At 40.7% G+C, this 19,713-nt stretch carries 20 protein-coding genes, 1 other RNA gene and 1 pseudogene; 10 read left to right on the plus strand and 12 right to left on the minus strand.

What is annotated here, in order from left to right:
* Positions 1-10: 10 nt before the first annotated feature.
* From msrB to lpdA, 3 genes are all read left to right on the plus strand, one after another.
* Positions 11-403 (plus strand): peptide-methionine (R)-S-oxide reductase MsrB, encoded by a 393-nt coding sequence (gene msrB / locus FHG64_RS02195; protein ID WP_139064877.1) that lies wholly within the window; start codon positions 11-13, stop codon positions 401-403.
* Between the two features lie 15 nt (positions 404-418).
* The gene (locus FHG64_RS02200) at positions 419-976 is read left to right on the plus strand and encodes a collagen-like protein (RefSeq protein ID WP_139064878.1); all 558 of its coding nucleotides are present in this window, start codon (positions 419-421) and stop codon (positions 974-976) included.
* A gap of 160 nt (positions 977-1,136) precedes the next feature.
* Entirely contained in the window at positions 1,137-2,528 is a 1,392-nt protein-coding gene (gene lpdA, locus FHG64_RS02205; RefSeq protein WP_139064879.1) for a dihydrolipoyl dehydrogenase, read from the plus strand.
* A 616-nt stretch (positions 2,529-3,144) separates the two neighbouring features.
* Here lpdA and FHG64_RS02210 read toward each other — a convergent pair.
* The 5 genes from FHG64_RS02210 to FHG64_RS02230 all read right to left on the minus strand — a co-directional run bounded on the left by FHG64_RS02210 (position 3,145) and on the right by FHG64_RS02230 (position 6,361).
* Positions 3,145-3,870 (minus strand): Dph6-related ATP pyrophosphatase, encoded by a 726-nt coding sequence (locus FHG64_RS02210; protein ID WP_139064880.1) that lies wholly within the window; start codon positions 3,868-3,870, stop codon positions 3,145-3,147.
* Entirely contained in the window at positions 3,870-4,289 is a 420-nt protein-coding gene (gene aroQ / locus FHG64_RS02215) for a type II 3-dehydroquinate dehydratase (RefSeq protein WP_139064881.1), read from the minus strand. The genes FHG64_RS02210 and aroQ overlap by 1 nt, the downstream gene beginning before the upstream one ends.
* Before the next feature lie 121 nt (positions 4,290-4,410).
* The gene (locus tag FHG64_RS02220; RefSeq protein WP_139064882.1) at positions 4,411-4,875 is read right to left on the minus strand and encodes a hypothetical protein; all 465 of its coding nucleotides are present in this window, start codon (positions 4,873-4,875) and stop codon (positions 4,411-4,413) included.
* A 131-nt stretch (positions 4,876-5,006) separates the two neighbouring features.
* Positions 5,007-5,612: a porin family protein gene (locus FHG64_RS02225; RefSeq protein WP_139064883.1), complete on the minus strand. Its 606-nt coding sequence runs from the start codon at positions 5,610-5,612 to the stop codon at positions 5,007-5,009.
* A 119-nt stretch (positions 5,613-5,731) separates the two neighbouring features.
* Positions 5,732-6,361: a porin family protein gene (locus FHG64_RS02230; protein WP_139064884.1), complete on the minus strand. Its 630-nt coding sequence runs from the start codon at positions 6,359-6,361 to the stop codon at positions 5,732-5,734.
* Positions 6,362-6,474: 113 nt separating this feature from the next.
* Between FHG64_RS02230 and xerD the strand changes: the two genes are divergently transcribed.
* Positions 6,475-7,377 (plus strand): site-specific tyrosine recombinase XerD, encoded by a 903-nt coding sequence (gene xerD, locus FHG64_RS02235; RefSeq protein ID WP_139064885.1) that lies wholly within the window; start codon positions 6,475-6,477, stop codon positions 7,375-7,377.
* 80 nt (positions 7,378-7,457) lie between these two features.
* On the plus strand, positions 7,458-8,423 hold the full coding sequence (locus tag FHG64_RS02240) for an aldo/keto reductase (RefSeq protein ID WP_139064886.1): 966 nt from the start codon (positions 7,458-7,460) through the stop codon (positions 8,421-8,423).
* A gap of 1,122 nt (positions 8,424-9,545) precedes the next feature.
* Here the strand turns inward: FHG64_RS02240 and rny are convergent.
* The 4 genes and pseudogenes from rny to FHG64_RS02260 form a co-directional block, all read right to left on the minus strand.
* A pseudogene (rny, locus tag FHG64_RS02245) lies at positions 9,546-11,116 on the minus strand (ribonuclease Y).
* 51 nt (positions 11,117-11,167) lie between these two features.
* A non-coding RNA gene (gene ssrS / locus FHG64_RS02250) (6S RNA) lies at positions 11,168-11,275 on the minus strand.
* Between the two features lie 53 nt (positions 11,276-11,328).
* A complete protein-coding gene (locus tag FHG64_RS02255; RefSeq protein WP_139064887.1) occupies positions 11,329-11,622 on the minus strand; it encodes a cell division protein ZapA in 294 nt (97 codons plus the stop codon).
* A 9-nt stretch (positions 11,623-11,631) separates the two neighbouring features.
* On the minus strand, positions 11,632-11,922 hold the full coding sequence (locus FHG64_RS02260; RefSeq protein WP_139064888.1) for a hypothetical protein: 291 nt from the start codon (positions 11,920-11,922) through the stop codon (positions 11,632-11,634).
* A gap of 179 nt (positions 11,923-12,101) precedes the next feature.
* Here FHG64_RS02260 and FHG64_RS02265 point away from each other — a divergent pair, with 179 nt between their 5' ends.
* Entirely contained in the window at positions 12,102-13,793 is a 1,692-nt protein-coding gene (locus FHG64_RS02265) for a M23 family metallopeptidase (RefSeq protein WP_139064889.1), read from the plus strand.
* Between the two features lie 391 nt (positions 13,794-14,184).
* Here the strand turns inward: FHG64_RS02265 and FHG64_RS02270 are convergent, their stop codons facing one another.
* The gene (locus FHG64_RS02270; protein WP_139064890.1) at positions 14,185-15,333 is read right to left on the minus strand and encodes a cysteine desulfurase family protein; all 1,149 of its coding nucleotides are present in this window, start codon (positions 15,331-15,333) and stop codon (positions 14,185-14,187) included.
* 87 nt (positions 15,334-15,420) lie between these two features.
* Here FHG64_RS02270 and FHG64_RS02275 point away from each other — a divergent pair, with 87 nt between their 5' ends.
* Positions 15,421-16,464: a hypothetical protein gene (locus FHG64_RS02275; protein WP_139064891.1), complete on the plus strand. Its 1,044-nt coding sequence runs from the start codon at positions 15,421-15,423 to the stop codon at positions 16,462-16,464.
* A 2-nt stretch (positions 16,465-16,466) separates the two neighbouring features.
* On the opposite strand, the gene FHG64_RS02280 is transcribed toward FHG64_RS02275, so the two are convergent.
* On the minus strand, positions 16,467-17,018 hold the full coding sequence (locus FHG64_RS02280; RefSeq protein ID WP_139064892.1) for a Smr/MutS family protein: 552 nt from the start codon (positions 17,016-17,018) through the stop codon (positions 16,467-16,469).
* Positions 17,008-17,229 (minus strand): hypothetical protein, encoded by a 222-nt coding sequence (locus FHG64_RS02285; protein ID WP_139064893.1) that lies wholly within the window; start codon positions 17,227-17,229, stop codon positions 17,008-17,010. The genes FHG64_RS02280 and FHG64_RS02285 overlap by 11 nt, the downstream gene beginning before the upstream one ends.
* 86 nt (positions 17,230-17,315) lie before the next feature.
* On the opposite strand from FHG64_RS02285, the gene FHG64_RS02290 reads away from it, so the two are divergent.
* From FHG64_RS02290 to FHG64_RS02300, 3 genes are read left to right on the plus strand one after another with little or no spacing between them, the layout of a single operon-like run.
* Positions 17,316-19,052 carry a T9SS type A sorting domain-containing protein gene (locus FHG64_RS02290; protein WP_168191299.1) on the plus strand — a complete coding sequence of 579 codons (1,737 nt, stop codon included), beginning with the start codon at positions 17,316-17,318 and terminating at the stop codon, positions 19,050-19,052.
* Positions 19,053-19,067: 15 nt separating this feature from the next.
* Positions 19,068-19,352, plus strand: coding sequence for a DUF2752 domain-containing protein (locus FHG64_RS02295; protein WP_139064895.1), 285 nt, complete (start codon positions 19,068-19,070; stop codon positions 19,350-19,352).
* 15 nt (positions 19,353-19,367) lie between these two features.
* Positions 19,368-19,706, plus strand: a complete 339-nt coding sequence (locus FHG64_RS02300; protein WP_139064896.1) for a CCC motif membrane protein — start codon at positions 19,368-19,370, stop codon at positions 19,704-19,706.
* Positions 19,707-19,713: the final 7 nt, after the last annotated feature.

Consider the following 19,713-nt stretch of genomic DNA (forward strand, 5'->3'; position numbering starts at 1 on the left):
AAAAGGATTTATGAAAAAGTATAATATAGAAAAGTCTGAGGCTGAATGGAAAGAACAACTGGGCGAGGACAGGTATCGTATCCTTCGCCAAAAAGGTACAGAGGCGCCCCACAGTGGAGAATATAACCTTCACTTTGACGAAGGGGAATATAAATGTGCAGCCTGTAATACAAAGCTATTTGAGAGCGATTCAAAATTTGAGAGCGGCTGTGGCTGGCCCAGTTTTGATGAAGCAATTGAAGGAAGCATAGAATATGTCCAGGACAAGACTTTTGGAATGATACGCACAGAGATACTTTGCGCCAATTGTGGCAGCCACCTGGGACATGTCTTTGACGATGGCCCTACAGATACCGGCCAGCGCTACTGCGTGAATTCGGCCAGTATAAATTTCAATAAATAACCTAAACTTATTATTATGAAAAAGATTTTCACCTTACTATTTATGTCTGTTTTCGCATTGACCTCGTGTAGCAACGATGGCCCACAGGGACCTCCCGGGCCTCCGGGACCACAAGGCCCTCCGGGACCAGGTGGCGGTGATGCTGAAATAGGAACAGTTATTGACCTCGTTGGAACCTTCAACGCCGCCAATGATTACTCTTTACTTTTAGATTTCAATGAGGAGAATATAGAAGTTTTTGAATCTGATGCAGTTCTTGTTTATATGAAGACAGGCGAAGACGGTACTGCAGATGGTGCCCCCGTGGAAGTCTTTAGAATGCTTCCTCAAACGTATTATATCAATGGAGAAGCTTTGCAATATAACTTTGACTTTACATTTTTTGATGTACTTATATTTTTAGATGGCACAGTAGATCTGGCCTCTCTGGATACAGATTATACGAATGACAGGGTGTTTCGCGTAGTGATCGTACCTGCAGAATTCGCAGAAACTATGGATACATTAAACATAGATGCTGTACTTAAATCCCTTGATATCCAGGAAATGGACATTAAGAAAGCAAATTTCTAGCACACATTCTCTTACCAAAATATAAAAGAGGCTTATTACCTGCGGGTGATAAGCCTCTTTTTTCTCAAATATATACCACCTCTTGCCTCATTAAACTTTCAGTTTAACCTATTATTCCTTAAATTCGCATCTTCTTAAACTGTTACAAAAAATTCCGAATATGAGTAAATATGATATCATTGTTTTAGGAAGTGGTCCCGGTGGATATGTTACTGCCATTCGCGCTTCACAATTAGGTTTTAAAACAGCCGTGGTTGAAAAGGAAAGCCTTGGAGGTGTTTGTCTTAACTGGGGTTGTATCCCAACCAAAGCACTTCTTAAAAGCGCCCAGGTGTTTGATTACCTAAACCATGCGGCCGATTATGGGTTAAAAGTTGAAAATGCCGATAAGGATTTTGGTGCAGTTATAAAGCGAAGCCGGAATGTGGCAGATGGAATGAGCAAAGGGGTTCAATTCCTTATGAAAAAAAATAAAATTGATGTTATTGAAGGCTTCGGAAAATTAAAATCCGGTAAAAAGATTGCGGTAACAGATAAGAATGATAAAACTACAGAGTACGAAGCCAAGCACATAATTGTCGCCACAGGTGCACGTTCCCGTGAATTGCCAAGCCTAAAGCAGGATGGTAAGAAAGTAATAGGATACCGCGAGGCTATGACCCTTGATAAGCAGCCGGAATCTATGATCGTTGTAGGATCTGGTGCTATTGGGGTGGAATTTGCCCATTTTTATAACGCGATGGGGACAGATGTTACAGTCGTGGAATTCCTACCAAACCTTGTGCCTCTTGAAGATGAGGAAATCTCAAAACAATTTGAGCGCAGTGTGAAAAAAGCCGGAATAAAAGTGATGACAAACTCCTCTGTAGAGAGCGTTGACACTTCCGGAAAAAAGATCAAGGCAAAGGTGAAGACCAAAAAAGGAGAAGAAACCCTTGAGGCAGATATTGTACTTTCTGCTGTTGGGATCAAAACAAACATTGAAAATATAGGCCTGGAAGACCTGGGCATCAAGACAGATAAGGATAAGATCGTAGTTAACGAGTGGTACCAGACCAATGTAGATGGCATTTACGCCATTGGTGATGTTGTTGCTGGTCCTGCACTTGCTCACGTTGCATCTGCTGAAGGTATTACCTGTGTAGAAAAGATCGCCGGTATGCACGTGGAACCAATCGACTACGGTAATATCCCGGGATGTACCTATGCAACTCCTGAAATAGCATCGGTTGGAATGACTGAAAAGCAGGCAAAAGAAGCAGGCTATGAATTGAAAATTGGAAAGTTCCCATTCTCAGCTTCAGGAAAAGCAAAAGCTGCCGGAACGCCAGATGGTTTTGTGAAAGTGATCTTTGACGCGAAATATGGAGAATGGTTAGGTTGCCACATGATTGGTGCCGGAGTGACAGATATGATCGCTGAGGCTGTTCTTGGAAGAAAACTTGAAACTACTGGGCACGAAGTCCTTAAAACCATCCACCCACACCCAACTATGAGTGAAGCGGTGATGGAAGCTGTAGCCGCCGCTTATGACGAGGTGATCCACTTGTAGTCGTTAGTCGTTAGTCTTTAGTCTTTAGTCTTTAGTCTTTAGTCTTTAGTCTTTAGTCTTTAGTCAAAAAAAAATTATCCCTGCTGGAAGTAACATTTTAGCGGGGATTTTTTTTCTGTTTTCCGTTTTCCGTTTTCTGTTTTCCGTTCTTTGTTCTCTTTTCTCTGCTCTCTGTACTACTAGTGTTCAGGGTTAATTGTTTGGTGTTTGGTGTTTGGTGTTTGGTGTTTGGTTTTTTTTTTAGCCACGAATGCACTAATGTTTTTCGGTTATTTTCTATGTACCATTTTTAAATTCGGGAATTTGGTGCCTGGAATTTGGAATTTGGTGCTTGGTGCCTGTAATTTGGAATTTGGTGCTTGGAATTTGGAAATTGTTGGTGCTTGTAGTCTCTTTTTCTAGCCCTGCCAGGTTTCTCCTTTGCAGGATTGACCTATAAAAGGAGGAATAAGTTTTCAGGAAAATTCAACCTGGTAGGTCTTTCTCGCAATTGAGATCCTTACCCAATGGAATTCGAACAAACTTCACAGGTTTTTTCCAACCTGTGAGGTTTTCTTAGAAAGACAATTTTTCTTGCTGTAAATTATTTTTCTGAGGAGCTTTGAAAGAATTCGATTTAAACAGGAATTAGATCAGAATACCAAAACCTGGTATCCCAACTTTTCTCCTTATCTGCAAAACAATTATCATCTTCTTTTTCTGAAGACTGATAAGTTCTTTGCACCTTCTCCCCTATTTCAAATTTGACAGGCTCTTTGAAGATTGGTCCATCATAGACGAACGTGTGAAATTCGCCATTTTCCCCGCAAGGATCTACCCCTTCGGGTAATGAATCAATAAACTCCCGGTCGATGATCCTTCCGCAGAAAGATTCATCCAGATATTTCGCATTTACACATACCGTAATCGCTTTAAACCCGGCGTCGAGAAAATCTTGCATAAGTTGCCGGGTATCTCGCTTCCACAACGGGAATACTGCTGTGATGTCTTCTTTTTCAAGCTGTTCCTCCCGGTAAACCTTAAGATCCTCCAGGAAAATATCTCCAAAGACAGAATGAGTAAATCCCTCCTTTTTCAAAAGTTTTACCTGCTCTTGCATGGTTTGATTATAGGTGCTCATAGAAACATTTCCTTTCAGGAATATTTGATGTAGAGGAAGCCCTATACTCCTTGCCTGCATCTCAAGAAGTTGCTGCCTTACTCCATGCATTGAAATGCGCCCAATCTCCCTATTTATGGTGGTAACGAGTTTCTCAACTTTGACAGCCTGGTTTTTCTGAAGGGTGTATAAAGCAAAAGCAGCATCCTTACCACTACTCCAGTTAAGATATGCTTTTTTCATTATTCTCCAATAAAACTATGTATGGCAAGATCATAACTCTGCAACCCGAAGCCAATGATCACTCCTTTGGCATTGGGTGAAACGTAAGAGGTATGCCGAAAGCTTTCCCTGGAAAAGGTATTGGATATATGTACTTCAACCACCGGGGTTTCTATTGCTTTAATTGCGTCCCCAATACCCACAGAAGTGTGAGTATATGCGGCTGCATTGAGGATAATCCCGTCAAAGTCCTTATTTGCCTGTTGTAGTTGATCTATAAGTTCTCCTTCTATATTACTTTGGAAATAAGAAAGTTCCACTTCCCTGAATTTGAATTGAAGGTCGGCAAAATAATCCTCGAAGCTTTTATTACCGTATGTTTCTGGCTCCCGGGTTCCCAATAAATTAAGATTCGGGCCATTTATTATAATGATTTTCATAGGCTAAAGATATTTAAATAAGGCGCAGGAAAAAAGCGGAAGTTATGGCCTCCGCTTTTTTCCGCATTAAAATGAAGTAAGAGTTGTTTAAAAATTTTTGTTCAGTTCATCTCAGTTAAGATCATAGTCCAAATTCTACTCCAAGATTTACCGAGGAAATATTCCCGGGATCCATACTTATACCTTGATAAGAAGCGATCAAACCAAGGCCTAAAACTCTAAACCCTAATTGAGGCCTGTAATAAAATCCGCCGTCATTGCCATCATTAAGTCCTACAGCATACCCCAGGTCAAGTCCTACTGTAATTCCAGGAAAGTTCAATCTTCCCGCAACTGCTGCAGGGAGAAATTGCATATCGTCAAAATCGTCATCCCCAAAAAAGTGGGAATACCCTACCATAGGGCCTATATCCAGGATTGGAATTGCATTGAACATATATGCCAGATCACCTCCCAATTGAAAAGAATAATCTGAAGCATCACCAACAGGTATTCCGGCATTCACTCCCAGCTTTAAATGCCCCTGACTGTAAGCAGAAGTGACACCTATCATAACCACTACCAGAGTAATAAATAATTTTTTCATGTTTTCCTTATTTAATTGGTTGACTACTTAAATGTAAGGATTTTTGAATTCAAAATCTACATAATGCATTAGCATTCAATATTTTAACCTCTTTTTAATCTGTATTAAAGAAAACCCATCGGGCAGGTGACCTAATATTTATATCCTATTGACAATTGTATGAGTGAGTTGCGGTAATCAACATCCTCATAAATATTGCTGAAACCCCTTAGGTATCTGGCCTGCACAAAAATTCCCAGGGGAAGCTCATAGCCCAATCCGCCGGCCACACCCAGGTCAAATTTTTCAGTTTTATTGGTAATATCAAGGGTAGAAGCATTCTCACTACCCGTCGCCTCGGCTTTGGAATCAATGAGAAAGGAAAAGCGTGGCCCCGCTTCAATACTTAGTCCCGGCACAATGAAATATTTCAGCATTACGGGAAGGGAAATATAATCTACTTTAAAAGTGACCTCCCGGCCCCTTAATTCAGCCAACTCATGAGAAGAAGACCTTGCTCCCTGTGAGGAATAAATAATCTCAGGCTGTAAGGCAAATTGGGGGGCCACAAGAATCTCACCTAATATTCCCAAATGAATATCGCTTCTGTCTTTAAAGTTACCCTGTATGGCATCCTTACCTGCAAAGCCGGAAATATTAACCCCGCCTTTTAAACCAACTTTAAAATATTCCTGCGCCTGTAACTGTAAACCCAACAGGCATAATGTAAAAATTAAAAAGATTCTTTTTATCATCATAGAATTTTTCCTGATTTATAATTATAAAATTAAAAGGATTTGATTGCCTTTGAAAGGGCCGGAAACAAAAAAGGTGTAAGTTCTCACTTACACCTTGTTGTTGATTAGTTATTCTTTATCTAGAACATGAATCCAATTCCTGCTTGAATTACAGAATGTTTTGCATCTGCTCCAGAAAATATATTGTTTCTAAAGCTGTCATCATAAATATCAGTTAAACCAATATTATAACGTCCATTTACGAAGAATCCTCCTCTAAACTTATATGAAGCACCAAGGGCCACACTAAAGTCCACTGTATTAAACTGCTCTTCATCCAGAGAAACGGAAAATTCATCATTAGTTGATGAAGGATTGCCATCGATTTCACTATTTACTAGGAAACCTACTTGTGGACCGGCTTCCAATGCCAATCCTTCTGTAAGATAAACTTTTGCAATTACAGGTACATTAATATAATCCAATTGATATTCTATATCATTGGCATTATTCCTGTCTGCAATGTCATACCCCTGCCCGGAATACAGTACCTCGGGCTGTATAGAAAATCGTTCGCTTAATGGAATTTCTGCAATTAACCCTAAATGAAAAGATGTTCTGCCATCTGGATCGTTAAAAGCATTCACTCCATCACCGGAGAAGGTAGAGAAGTTCACACCACCTTTTGCTCCAAACATTACATATTCCTGTGCCTGCATTGTAGTGAAACCAAACAATGCTATTGCAATTAATAAAAGTGACTTTTTCATATCTTTCTGTTTTAAAGTTCGGGGACAAATTTAGGCTTACATTTGTTAAGAAAAACTTACACAAGCCTAAAGTATTACTAATACTGGAAAGAGGATTGTTGATAACTCATATAATGAACTGGTATCAAGCACTAAAGGATTTTAAGGAGCACCTGCAGATAGAGCGGGGCCTTTCAACGAATTCTATTGAAAGTTATTCCTTGGACATTTCCAAACTTATTAACTATTTGGAACAAAATGATGTAGCCGTTTCTCCTACAAAAATTGAAAGAGAGGACCTTCAAAATTTTATTTATGAGGTTGCAAAATTGCTGAATGCCCGCTCACAATCCCGTTTAATTTCAGGATTAAAAAGTTTTTTCAACTACCTGATTTTTGAAGGTTACAGGGATGCCAACCCTATGGAACTTGTGGAATCCCCAAAAATAGGAAGAAAGTTACCAGATACACTTTCTCTTCCTGAAATTGACAGGCTAATAGCAGCCATAGACCTTTCAACTAATGAAGGCGAACGCAACCGCGCGATCATAGAGACCCTCTACGGCTGCGGATTAAGGGTTTCTGAAGTGATCAATCTTAGGTTAAGTGATCTTTATTTTAAAGAAGGTTTTATCAAGGTTACCGGTAAGGGAAATAAAGAACGCTTCGTTCCGGTTGGGGAAATAACACAACAGTATATTGAAGAATATGTTTCAAACACCCGTAGAAATGTCCCGGTAAAACCCACTTTTACTGATATTGTCTTTCTCAACAGGCGCGGGAGAATGCTAACCCGCGCTATGATCTTTACCATCGTTAAAAACCTTGCGCTTGTGGCAAACCTTCAAAAGAATATAAGTCCGCACACCTTCAGGCACTCATTTGCAACCCATCTTCTTGAAAACGGGGCCGATCTAAGGTCTATTCAACAAATGCTGGGGCACGAAAGTATCACCACCACCGAGATCTATATGCACGTGGACAAAAGTCATTTGCGCGAGGTAATAAGCAATTATCATCCACGTAGCAATTATTAAATTCATGCTAAATGGGCCGGGTTGCTTTAGATTATACTTCCTGTGCCTTACCTTAAGGGAAAATAGAATAATAGAAAAGCATGAAGACATTAAATTTTAGAAACGGCGATGAAATGCCTGCAATTGGGCTGGGAACCTGGAAATCTGGAAAAGGAGAAGTTGGTAAGGCCGTAAAGGCGGCAGTCCAAAGCGGCTACAGGCACATCGATTGTGCGGCCACTTATGGAAACGAAGCTGAAATTGGAGAAGCCCTTGCAGAAGTTTTTAAGGAGGGTAAGGTGAAAAGAGAGGACTTGTGGATCACTTCCAAACTGTGGAATAATGCCCATAAAAAGGAAGATGTGATCCCTGCTTTAAAGAAGACTTTAAAAGATCTTCAATTAGATTACCTCGACCTCTACCTAATTCACTGGCCGGTAGCATTTAAGCCAGAGGTTGCCGCACCTCAAAAGGATGATGATTATCTTTCCCTGGAAGAGGCACTTATAATAGAGACCTGGAATATGATGCTAAAGGCAAAGGAGCATGGTTTGGTAAAGCATACAGGAGTATCCAATTTTAGTATAGCAAAACTGGAGGACCTTATGGAGGAAACCAATGATATTCCTGAAATGAACCAGGTAGAGATCCATCCATACCTTCAACAGGATGAATTGCTGGAATTTTGCAGCAAACATGATATACACCTCACCGGCTATTCACCACTTGGCAGTGGTGACCGGCCCGATGCCATGAAAGCTTCCAACGAACCTTCCCTGCTGGAGAACAAGGTGATTACCGGAATCGCCAAAAGACACGGCGCAACTCCCGGACAGGTATTAATAAAATGGCACCTCATTAGAGGAACTGCCGTAATTCCTAAATCTACGAATCCCGAAAGAATACAGGAGAATATTGAAAGTACAGGAGTCAACCTCAATGAAAGTGATTTGCAGGAGATCTCCCAACTGGACAAGCATTTTCGCTATGTAAACGGGGAGTTTTTTGTAACAAAAGGCAATCCTTATTCCAATATTTTTGATGAAGATGATTATAGGGAGAAGTAGTCGTTAGAGGGTTTTCTGTTTACCGTTTGCCGTTTACGGTTGTAGGTTGTCTCATCAGTTTCGTCATCCTGAGACCCCAATAAAATTTTTTTATTAGCGTGAGGTGATGACGTTTTCCCCGGCCTACGAAAGTTTATCGTAAAATTTGAAATGAGTGGGGCGTTAGAATTTTAGGCTGTCTGAGCGCAACGGATTAATCTCGCATGAATTCATTTTCCCGCGAGTACCTAAAATTTAGCCACCGAATGATAAATTTAGATAAGCTTTCGTAAGCCTAGACTTTTTTGCTTCTTTTTCTTGCAACCGACGACCAGAGGGAGAGGATTGCAGCAAAAAAGAAGGAGTGGTCTTATGAAATGAAGATAACCTCGACACCGTTTCTTCCAGATTCCATAGAATTATATCTAATAAAATACGTCAATGGTAACTTGTTTCAGGATCTAATGGAGTTAAATGTTCAGCACCTCGCGTACACATTCCTTCTCTTTTTACCTGGTTTCTGGTTCTTGTTTCCTGGTTCTTAGTTTGGATTGGGTGTGAGCCACGAATGCACGAATGTTTTCTATTTGTTAGTGAATAAAAAGTGAGGGAATGATGAGGACAAATATTTTTATCTGCAGCGTTAGTAGAAGGCAAAATGTATTTTCAAACTCTGTTTTACCAAAACCTATACTCGCACCGTCATCCTGAACTCCTTTCAGGATCTAATGGCGTTGAGTGTTCAGCGCTTCGCGTACACATCCCTTCTCTTTTTTCCTGGTTCCTGGTTCTTGTTTCCTGGTTCTTAGTTGGGATTGAGTGTGGGCCACGAATGCACTAATATTTTTTTAGTTATGCAGTATTCCCAGTAACATCATCCTGAACTCGTTTCAGTATCTAATATAATTTAGTATTCAGCATTTAGCGTTACATGCATCCCGTCTTTTCTCTCTTCTCTCTTCTCTCTTCTCTTGTTTCTTGTTTCTTGTTTCTTGTTTCTTGTTTCTTGTTTCTTGCTTCTTGTTTCTTGTTTCTTGTTCTTTAAAAATAACATACTAAAAAAGCCTTTGATCAATTCAAAGGCTTTTTTAAGTATTTCTGAAGCCTGTTTAGTTAAGGATTCAGATGTGAAATTCTAAAAGATTACTTGGCTATGTTAACCGCTCTTGTTTCCCTTATTACTGTTACTTTAACCTGGCCGGGATAGGTCATATCTGTCTGGATCTTTTGAGAAATTTCAAAAGAAAGGTTTGCAGCCTTATCATCGGTTACCTTTTCACTTTCCACTATTACCCGCAGTTCCCTACCAGCCTGTATGGCATAGGCTTTCTTCACCCCGCCAAATCCAAAGGCGATATCCTCCAGGTCTTTAAGTCGCTGAATGTAGGAATCAAGCACCTGTCTTCTTGCACCGGGTCTTGCACCGCTTATGGCGTCACAAACCTGTACAATTGGAGATAACAGGGAATTCATTTCAATCTCATCGTGGTGAGCCCCTATGGCATTGCATACTTCAGGTTTTTCACCATACTTCTCTGCCCACTGCATACCAAGTAGCGCGTGAGGCATTTCAGTCTCTGTATCCGGCACTTTTCCTATATCGTGTAGCAACCCTGCTCTTTTTGCCAGTTTTGGGTTTAAACCAAGTTCTGCCGCCATTACACCACATAGTTTTGCAACTTCCCTTGAGTGCTGTAGCAGGTTTTGCCCATAAGAAGAACGGTATTTCATTCTACCCACCGTCTTTATCAATTCTGGATGTAAACCATGAATCCCTAAGTCTATAACAGTACGTTTCCCTATATCTATGATCTCCTCATCGATTTGTTTCCTGGTCTTCTTAACCACTTCTTCAATCCTGGCAGGATGAATCCTTCCATCGGTTACTAGCTTATGCAGGGATAATCTCGCAACTTCCCTACGAACCGTGTCAAAGCAGGAAAGAATGATGGCCTCGGGGTGTCATCTACTATGATTTCCACACCGGTAGCAGCCTCAATTGCTCTAATGTTCCTTCCTTCCCTTCCAATGATCCTTCCTTTAACATCATCGCTTTCAAGGTTAAAAACAGAAACGCAGTTATCTATGGCCTCTTCTGTACCTATACGTTGTATCGTATTGATGATCACCTTCCTTGCCTCCTGCTGGGCAGTTAATTTTGCTTCCTCAACCGTATCCTGGATCATAGACATCGCATCTGCCTTTGCAGTGTCCTTAAGGGATTCTATAAGTTGTGATTTTGCCTCCTCTGCAGAAAGGCCAGAAATAACTTCCAGTTGTTGCACCTTACTTGCATGAAGCTTGTCTACTTCCTGTTGTTTTTTCTCTAAATATTCATTCCTGTTATCATAATCCTTGATCTTGTCTTCCAGGTCCTTATTAAGGTTCTTGTTCTTTGCTATTTCACTTGATACCTGGGATTCCTTATCGCGTATTCTCTTCTCTGCCTCGCCTATCTTCTTATCCCTTCCAAGGATCACCTTCTCGTGTTCAGCCTTAAGTTCTATGAATTTTTCCTTGGCCTGCAGGATCTTATCCTTCTTGATGCTTTCTGCTTCGGTCTTCGCTTCCTTCAGGATCCCCGCAGCCGATTTCTTGGCCCGTTGTACCACTTTGGAGGCGTTATTCCTTTCGAGGACTTTTGCAATTCCATATCCAATTGCGAGTCCCACGATAAGGGCAGAAATAATAATTATAATTGTAGTTGTTTCCATATAGTTAGATTAGATGTAAAAAAAAAGCCTGTATTAGCTTCGATTTTGTATAAACTCCTTAAAAACAAGTATAGGGCTAACAAGCTGATCAAGTATCCGCTCAAAGACGGCTCGCTTTTACAACTTAAACTCACCCTTTTTAAAGAATCCGTGTTGAGTTTATCAAAAAAATGACTAATACAGGCAGTAAACCTTCTTTTATTTTAAAGAACTTAAGTGGTTAAGTGTTGCTGCAGCAGTTCATTGAGGGATCTCAATTTCTCTTCTGCAAGTTCCACTTCACTTTGATTATCTATACTTTTTTGCTCGGTTTGGGCTGCAAACTGCAAGGCACACATCGCCAGCACATCCTGCTTATCCCTAACGGCATAACTCTGCTCAAATTGCTTGATCATCGCCTCAATTTTTTTTGCAGCCTTACGAAGCCCTTCTTCCTGATGGGATTTTATGGTAAGGGGGTAAACCCTGTCTGCAATTGATAATTTTATTTTCAGCGAATCCGACATTATTTTCTCCTATTCTGATAATTGAACAATGCATTGATCAATTTCCCTTATTAAGCTGTTTATTTTGAGCTTTGTTTCTTTTTTGAAATCATTACTGCCTAGCATCGCGTTGGCTGCTTTAAGTGTTTGGACCTGGGACTGGGAACTTTCAATTTCCTGTATCAACCTGGTGTTATCATTTTTAACAGCTGTTAATTCCTCCTGTATAGAATGATGTTGTTGTCTAAGCACTTCATATTTGTGAAGTAACTTACTTATCCTATTTTCAAGATTATCAACTATTTCTGTCAATTCACTCATAAAAGCTCAACGTGCTACTTATTCATACAAAGTTAACATACCGCTTGAAATTTCCCAATACTTTTAAATCTATTTTCAAAATCTATGTAAATTCTTCTACCCCGCACATTACCAGGGCATTATTTTTGTACAAAAGTTTAATTATCTTTACCCACCCCAAAATTGCTATTACCAATTGTATGACGAAGAAAATTTTTACCCTTTTTTCACTGATAATAACTAGCGGCCTATGGGCACAACCTCAGGTTCCCGAAGAATACTTCCAGGAGCCGCTGGATGTTCCCCTGGTACTCTCAGGCACATTTGGCGAATTAAGGTCTAATCACTTTCACAGTGGCCTGGATATTAAAACCCAGCAACGGGAAGGCCTCAATGTGATTGCTGCTGCAGGAGGCTTTGTAAGCAGGATCAACGTACAGCATTATGGATACGGGAAAGCACTTTATATCCAGCACCCAAACGGCTACACCACGGTCTATGGCCATTTAAAAGAATTCTCCCCGGAAATTGAAGCTTATATAAAGAAAATTCAATACGCACAGGAAAGCTATGAAGTAGAAATCTACCCTGAAGCAGGTGTCCTGCCGGTTAACCAGGGAGACCTTGTTGCTTACAGCGGGAATACAGGAGGTAGTGGCGGGCCACACCTTCACTTCGAAATACGGGATGGCAATCAAAGGCCTATGAACCCAAAATTATTCGGGATCAATGTAAAGGATTCCCAGCCACCAACCATCAATAGCTTATATGCATATCCTATTGGGGAAGATGCGCATGTGAACGGCTCTACCCGCAGGCAAAGGATAAGGCTTATTCCTTTGAATGACGGCTCCTTCAGGACAGAACAAATAGACGCTTGTGGAGAAATTGGTTTTGGGATCTCTGCCATTGATAAGCAGGATGCTGCGGCAAATAATAACGGGGTTTACAGGGTCCAGGCCAACCTTAACGGGGATGTTGTTTTTGATATGAATATGGACCGGTTCTCATTTAATGAATCAAGACATCTTAACCAGCTTATAGATTATGAGTATTATGCAAATAACCGCAGCAGGGTTAAAAAGCTTTTTGTGGGACCAAATAATCACCTGAGCATCTATAACACTGTAGTAGATCGCGGAATTGTCAATGTACAGGACAGCCTTAATTATATTTACAGTATAAAGGTAACCGACTTTTCCGGAAATGAAAAGATGGTAAGAGTACAGATCCAGGGAAAACAACCTGCTGTTAAACCCGAAAAACGCCAACCTGAAACCGATTATTTCGTTCAGGCTAACCAGGCTTTTAATGTAGATGAGAACGGTATTGATGCTTACATTCCAAAGGGCAGCCTGTATGATGACACCTACCTGGACATAAAATTCCAGGGAGACACTATATATTTCCATAAAGATGACACTCCCATTCACAGTAACATCACCCTTGGATTTAATGTAAGCGATTACCCGCAAGAAGAAAGAGAGAAAATGTTTATTGCCCGTCTTGGTTACGGGGGCAGGCCTTCCTATAACTCCACTACAAAAAAAGGTGACAGGTTTACTACAGGAATTAGGACCTTTGGCACCTATACCCTGGCAAAAGACACCAGGCCACCTTCCATCACTCCGGTCAATTTTAAGAACGGCCAGTGGATCTCGGGGAACAGCACCCTGGTGATACGTATAGCCGATGATCTTTCAGGAATAAAGAGCTACAGGGCCACGGTAAACGGAAAGTTCATTCTAATGGAATATGAATACAAGAACAATACCCTCACTCATAAATTTAGTGACGGTGTTGTTACTGATACCGAGAATAATCTTAAAGTGATAGTTACCGATAATGTTGGGAACAGCTCCACTTATGAGGCTACTTTTTTTAGGAAGTAGGTTTTTGAATACTGTATACTGTAGATTGTATAATGTAATGCTTAGCGGATGTGGTACGGAATTTTAATATTGGCCGGATAGTACTTTTGAAATCAAACCGGATGGTTCACATATCCTAAATCAATTATTCCCGGCGGAAAAAGAAATTCGGCATCATATAAAAAATGGCATTGCTCTACCATTTGTGGCCTTTTCCAATATTAACCAATACTAATTGCAGAAAGGGAGCAAATATATTCGTGAATTAGTGGTTTATTCAGCAGACAAACAGAAAACAGAAAACGGAAAACGGAAAACAGAAAACGGAAAACAGAAAAAGGTAAACAGAAAACAATTTCCCCCGCCACTAATTTACCTCCAGCCCCCAATTACAGTATACAGTATACAACACCTACGCTTCAACAAACTCCCTTAGCACCTCCACCACGTAATCTACCTCTTCCCGTGTGTTATAATGGGACATAGAGAACCTCAAGGATGGTTTTTGAAGGTCTTCTTCAGGAAGGAAAGCACTTAACACGTGGGAACCCTTATCGCTCCCGCTCTGGCAGGCGCTACCTTTGGAACAGGCAATACCTTTTAGATCCAACTGGAACAAAAGCATAAGCGCTTTTTCCTGGGTGACCGGTAGACAAACATTGATTAAAGTGTAAGTACTATTATCGGGATCTTCACATAGCCCATTAAACTTTACTCCCGGAATATTTTCTTTTAACTGCTCGATAAAATATCCTTTAAGCGAAGCTACATATTCCTTTTCCTCTTCCAGGTTACTATATGCTATTTTAAGCGCTTCTTCCAGGCCCACGATATTATGAACACTCTCTGTACCGGCACGTTGTCCCCGCTCCTGCTCCCCTCCAAAGATAAGAGGTTTAAGTCCGCTGTTCTTTCTCACAAAAGCAAATCCCACCCCTTTTGGTCCATGGAATTTATGGGCACTCACTGCTGTGAAATCCACAGGCAAGGCTTGAAGGTCCAGTTTAAAATGGCCTATTGATTGTACTGTATCACAGTGAAATAGCGCATTATATTTTTTGCAAATTTGACCTGCCGCTTCAATATCCAGAATATTCCCAATTTCATTATTCACGTGCATTAAGCTCACCAGGGTTTTGGCTTCCGAATTTTGCAGTAGTTCCTCCAGATGGGACAATTTCACCTGTCCCTTTTCATCAAGGCCTACATATTCCACCTCAACCTCAAAACATTTCTTTAATTGGTCTACGGTATAAAGAACGGCATGATGTTCTATCCTTGAGGTGATGATCCTTTTTACACCCAGGTCTCGTATGGCCGAATTAAGAGCCAGGTTATCTGCCTCTGTACCTCCTGAAGTAAAAATAATTTCAGAAGCAGAAACATTTAAAATGCCGGCAACTGTCTTTCGGGCATTTTCAATTAAGGATTTAGATGACCTTCCATATGCATGTGTAGATGAAGGGTTTCCGTAATTTTCTTTCATTACGGTAATCATTTTTTCAATGACTTCATCCCGCATTTGGGTGGTGGCAGCGCTGTCGAGGTATACTTTTTTCATGGGCAACAAAATTAAAATAATTTAAATTATTAGGTCGATGCTCTGCCATAAATTCTTAAAAGTTTATTTTTGTTGAAAATGATATCCATGAGAGCATTGCCCTTTATAGCCCTTTTGTTTTTTCTATTCGCTTCCTGTGATGACGGGGAGATCATCATTACTACTTTTGATTTCGAAGACCAGGCTTTTAGCGGTATGTGCAGCAATGAGAGAAACAAGGTTCTCTATCACATCAACAACAGCAATGTATATGAAACCCTTTCCATCCAGATAAATAACTCTGGTTTGTCTGCAGATAATTCGAGGCTCATAAGTGGCCTACAAAGTTTACGAGTGCCGCTGGATAATGAACAAATTGCACCAATTAGGATCACACTGAGCGGGGCAAATGAAGTGATCTACCGTACTTATGACGGCGAAATACCCAATGATTATTTTTGCAGGGATGTGCCCCCCGCTTCCCCGCGTGTACTTCAGGAATACAGAAGCGTTGGCGGAGAGATCATTATATCCTCCTCGATTACATATAACCGGGTAAATAATCAGCTGGACCATGATGGTGACGGGATACCTTCAGCAGAAGAAGGGATGGCCACAAACCGCGATACAGATGGCGATGGGATCCCAGATTATCTTGATATTGACGATGACGGGGACAATGTGTTAACTTCAGAAGAGATAAGAATTGCAATAGGAGAAAATCCTACAGTTGATGGATTTTTGGATACAGATGGTGATGGGATACCAAATTACCTGGACCCTGATGATGATGGTGACGGCGTACCAACGCGCCTTGAAATCACCGGGGAGATACAGGAACCTCACCGGGTTTTTAATGAAGGCGGAAATTTGAGAAGGTATCTTGATCGCTTTACTGCTGAAAGATTCACCGGCGAGATAACTTTCAATATTGTGAACAACATCCCTGTACGTTATTCCTCTACCATTGAAGCAAGAAACCTGAAGCTAAGGAACCAGGGTGGTGACGGCGAGGAAATCTCTTTCACTGAAAAAACTTTGGGTAGCTTCTCTCCCGGCGCTACCACCCCCACTCTTATTGTACCGGCCGGAACCGAAGAACCTGAAGAAGAAGAAGAAGAAGAAGAAGAAGAAAATCCTGACGAAGGATAGGATCAGGAATTCTGAAAGAAATAGACTTCTGTAGCTCCTACACCGTATTTTTGATAGTCGGCGTCATAGAATTTTAAATTATCATAACGGCCCAGCAGGAAATCGAGTTCAGCTTTAAGCACCCCTTCTCCTACTCCATGTATGAATACGATCTTTTGGATACGCTTTCGGGTGGCAAATTCTATTTGTCGTTTCGCAGTATCCAGTTGCAGGGTTAGAATATCATAATTGCTCATCCCTCTATAAGAATTCACAAGTTTTTCTATGTGAAGATCTACTTCCATAGGAGGGGCATTTCGCTCCTTTGGCTTGATACGTTGGGATCTTGGCTTCTTAGAACCTTGTTTCTCCCTTAGAACATCAGCAATTTTAACATCTGTAGTGGAGATAAGCCGGCTTTGCTCGTCATTTGTTCCCACCAGCTCATTCTCATGAAACTGAAGCATAAAACCTTCAGTTGTCTCAATGGTAATTTGATCTCCATTAATGTCAATGACCTTACCCCTTAAGGCATCATCCAGCACCTCAACCTTATCATTGATCTTAAATTTCATTTTCTTTTTCCTGTTGCTCTTTTTCGATCTTATGATCGTCTTTTGTTTCTACCCAATAATTAGTAGCTCTGTATAACCCTAGCATAATTAATATAAATCCTGCTATTTGAAGATATTTTTGAGGTTCCTCAATTGCAATGGTATAAATTAAGATCCCCCCACCTACAACTATGAGGATAGTATTGATCACCTGGCCATTCTTCCTGTCCATAATTAACTGATTTTTAGCAATTAAAATGTTTTTATTAGTAAAAACACTTTATCTATAGCCCTATCTTTAAAATGATAATTGGCAATATGAGACAAATATACATCATAGCATTTTTATTACTGCCATTTTACGGCATTTCCCAACTTCACATCCAGCCCCGGGGAAGTGAACCGGCCTTTATTTATTCTGAAGGGGAATTGCTGTTTGTTCAAAAGAACATTCATACCAAAGCCAACCCCGGTGGGATAGCCAGCATCTATTTAAGGAAGGAAGCCCAGCTCTTACAAGGCAGCCAGAATATGCCCAATACAGGAGATGGAAAACTCTCTGTTTTCCAGGAAGGTACTGCCTCGGCTTATAGTTACAACTATTGGGCATCTCCTGTACAAAGTATTTCCCCGCATCCTTCTTTTGGTGAAATTCTTTATGAGCCACTAACTACACTTGAGAGCCAAAAAGCAATTATCACCACAGGGTTGGATGGGCAGGCTCAACCCTTAACTATTTCCTCCCGGTGGGTCTACACCCTTGACGGGAGTAATTACGGTGACTGGCAGTTTGCAGGAAATACTTTTGATATACAGCCTGGCGAGGGCTTTACAATGAAGGGTGTAAACGGCAAAAATTTAAATGTTAGCCTTTATGGGGTGCCCAATAACCCGGGAAATGCTCAACGCTATGATTTTAGAGGAAGGCCTAACAGTGGATTGTTCCCTTTGCAAATAAAAAAAGATGAGATAAAACTCGTTGGCAACCCCTATCCCTCTGCCCTGGACCTCAATGCATTTTTGACAGATAACACTAACATTACAGGGATTGCTTATTTCTGGGATTCGAAAGAAGTTAACTCCCATTACCTGCAGGATTACCAGGGAGGCTATGGAGCTTACTCTCCTGCTGCAGGAAATAACGGTTATGTACCTGCGGTCTTCTACTCCTATGACCAGGCCGGGAATCCGCTTCAGGAAACAGGTGCAACAGGTGGTAACTACGCTCGTAGATTCTCCCCTATTGGCCAGGGTTTTATTGTGGAAGGAGCACAAAACGGGGCATTCTTTTTCAGGAATGAATACAGGGTTTTCCAAAAAGAAGCTCCCCGGGTATCACAATTTAAAACAACAGCAAATAATAATGAACCAGAACACACTACTTCCATTATAAGATTCAATGTGAAATTCCCTTCTTATACCCGGCAGTTGTTACTGGCTTTGAGGGAAGATTCCACTCCTGGCTTTGATCTGGCTATGGATGCCCGTAATCTTACCCCTCTGGTAACAGATGCCGGCTGGTGGTTGCAGGATGAAGCCTTTCTCATAGACGTAAGGCCACATCAAGAAGCTGCAGAGATACCTATCCTGCTGGATATTGCGGATTCTTCTATGGTAAGTGTAGAAATATCAGAAAAAGAAAACTTCAGGCTTCCTTTATTTCTATTAGACAAGGAAATGCAGGTTTACCACGACCTGCAGGCGGGTGCTGCCGTTCTTTTTCCGGAGCAGGGAACCCATCTTGAAAGATTTTTCATAACCTTTAACGCAGGTGAAGCAGCCGGTGAGGAATTACCGCCCGTAGGCCCTAACCTGGTTAACATATTTCAAAATAACAGGGAAAAAAGGCTGGAAATTAGAATAGAACCTCAATTTACTGCCGAACGTATCAGGCTTTTTGATATTTCAGGTAAAAGAATATTTGAAATTCAGGGAGAAAAAGGCACTACAACTTATGAGCTAAGGACAGATAATCTTGTCAAGGGAGTTTACATTGTGAAAATAAAATCCATAGATGACACCGTAATTTCTAAAAAAGTGATAATTTCAAATTAAAAGAACGAAATTATCATGGAGGAATTCTTGCTCCCTTGTTTAAATAAGGAGATTTTTGGGCTGGATTGTTATGGTTGTGGTGGCCAAAGAGCACTGCTGCTTCTCTTAAAAGGGGAATTTGGAGCTGCTTTCAAATTATTCCCTCCCATCTACCCTATCCTTTTACTCCTTGCTTTTGTGCTTTTTAACCTGTTTTATAAATTTAAAAATGATTTTATCATCAAGATGGGGCTGGTTATTATAACAGCTGCTATCCTGGTGGGCAATTATTTATTTAAAATGTTTCAACTAATCAATTAACCAAACCAACTCTTTATGGAAATTCACAACACAGAACGACAACAACTTCCTAATGCAACCCTTATTCTCGTATTTGGCATCTTATCCATTGTGGGATGTTGCTGCTGGGGAGTAGTGGGTTTAATCTTTGGAATAGTAGCCCTGGTCCTTTCTAAGAAAGCCACAGATCTTTATAACTCTAACCCGGAAGCCTATACCGGCTATCAAAATGTAAAAACCGGAAGGATTCTGGCCATTATCGGGGTTATCTTAAGTGTCCTGGTGATCATTGCCAATATAGTAATGCTGGTTCTTTATGGTGTGGAAGGCATAGAAGAAATGCAACGGGAAATGATAGAGCAATATGGCGGTTAATTAAAGC

It is taken from the genome of Antarcticibacterium flavum, from assembly GCF_006159205.1.
In the GTDB taxonomy this organism is placed as follows: Bacteria; Bacteroidota; Bacteroidia; order Flavobacteriales; family Flavobacteriaceae; genus Gillisia; species Gillisia flava.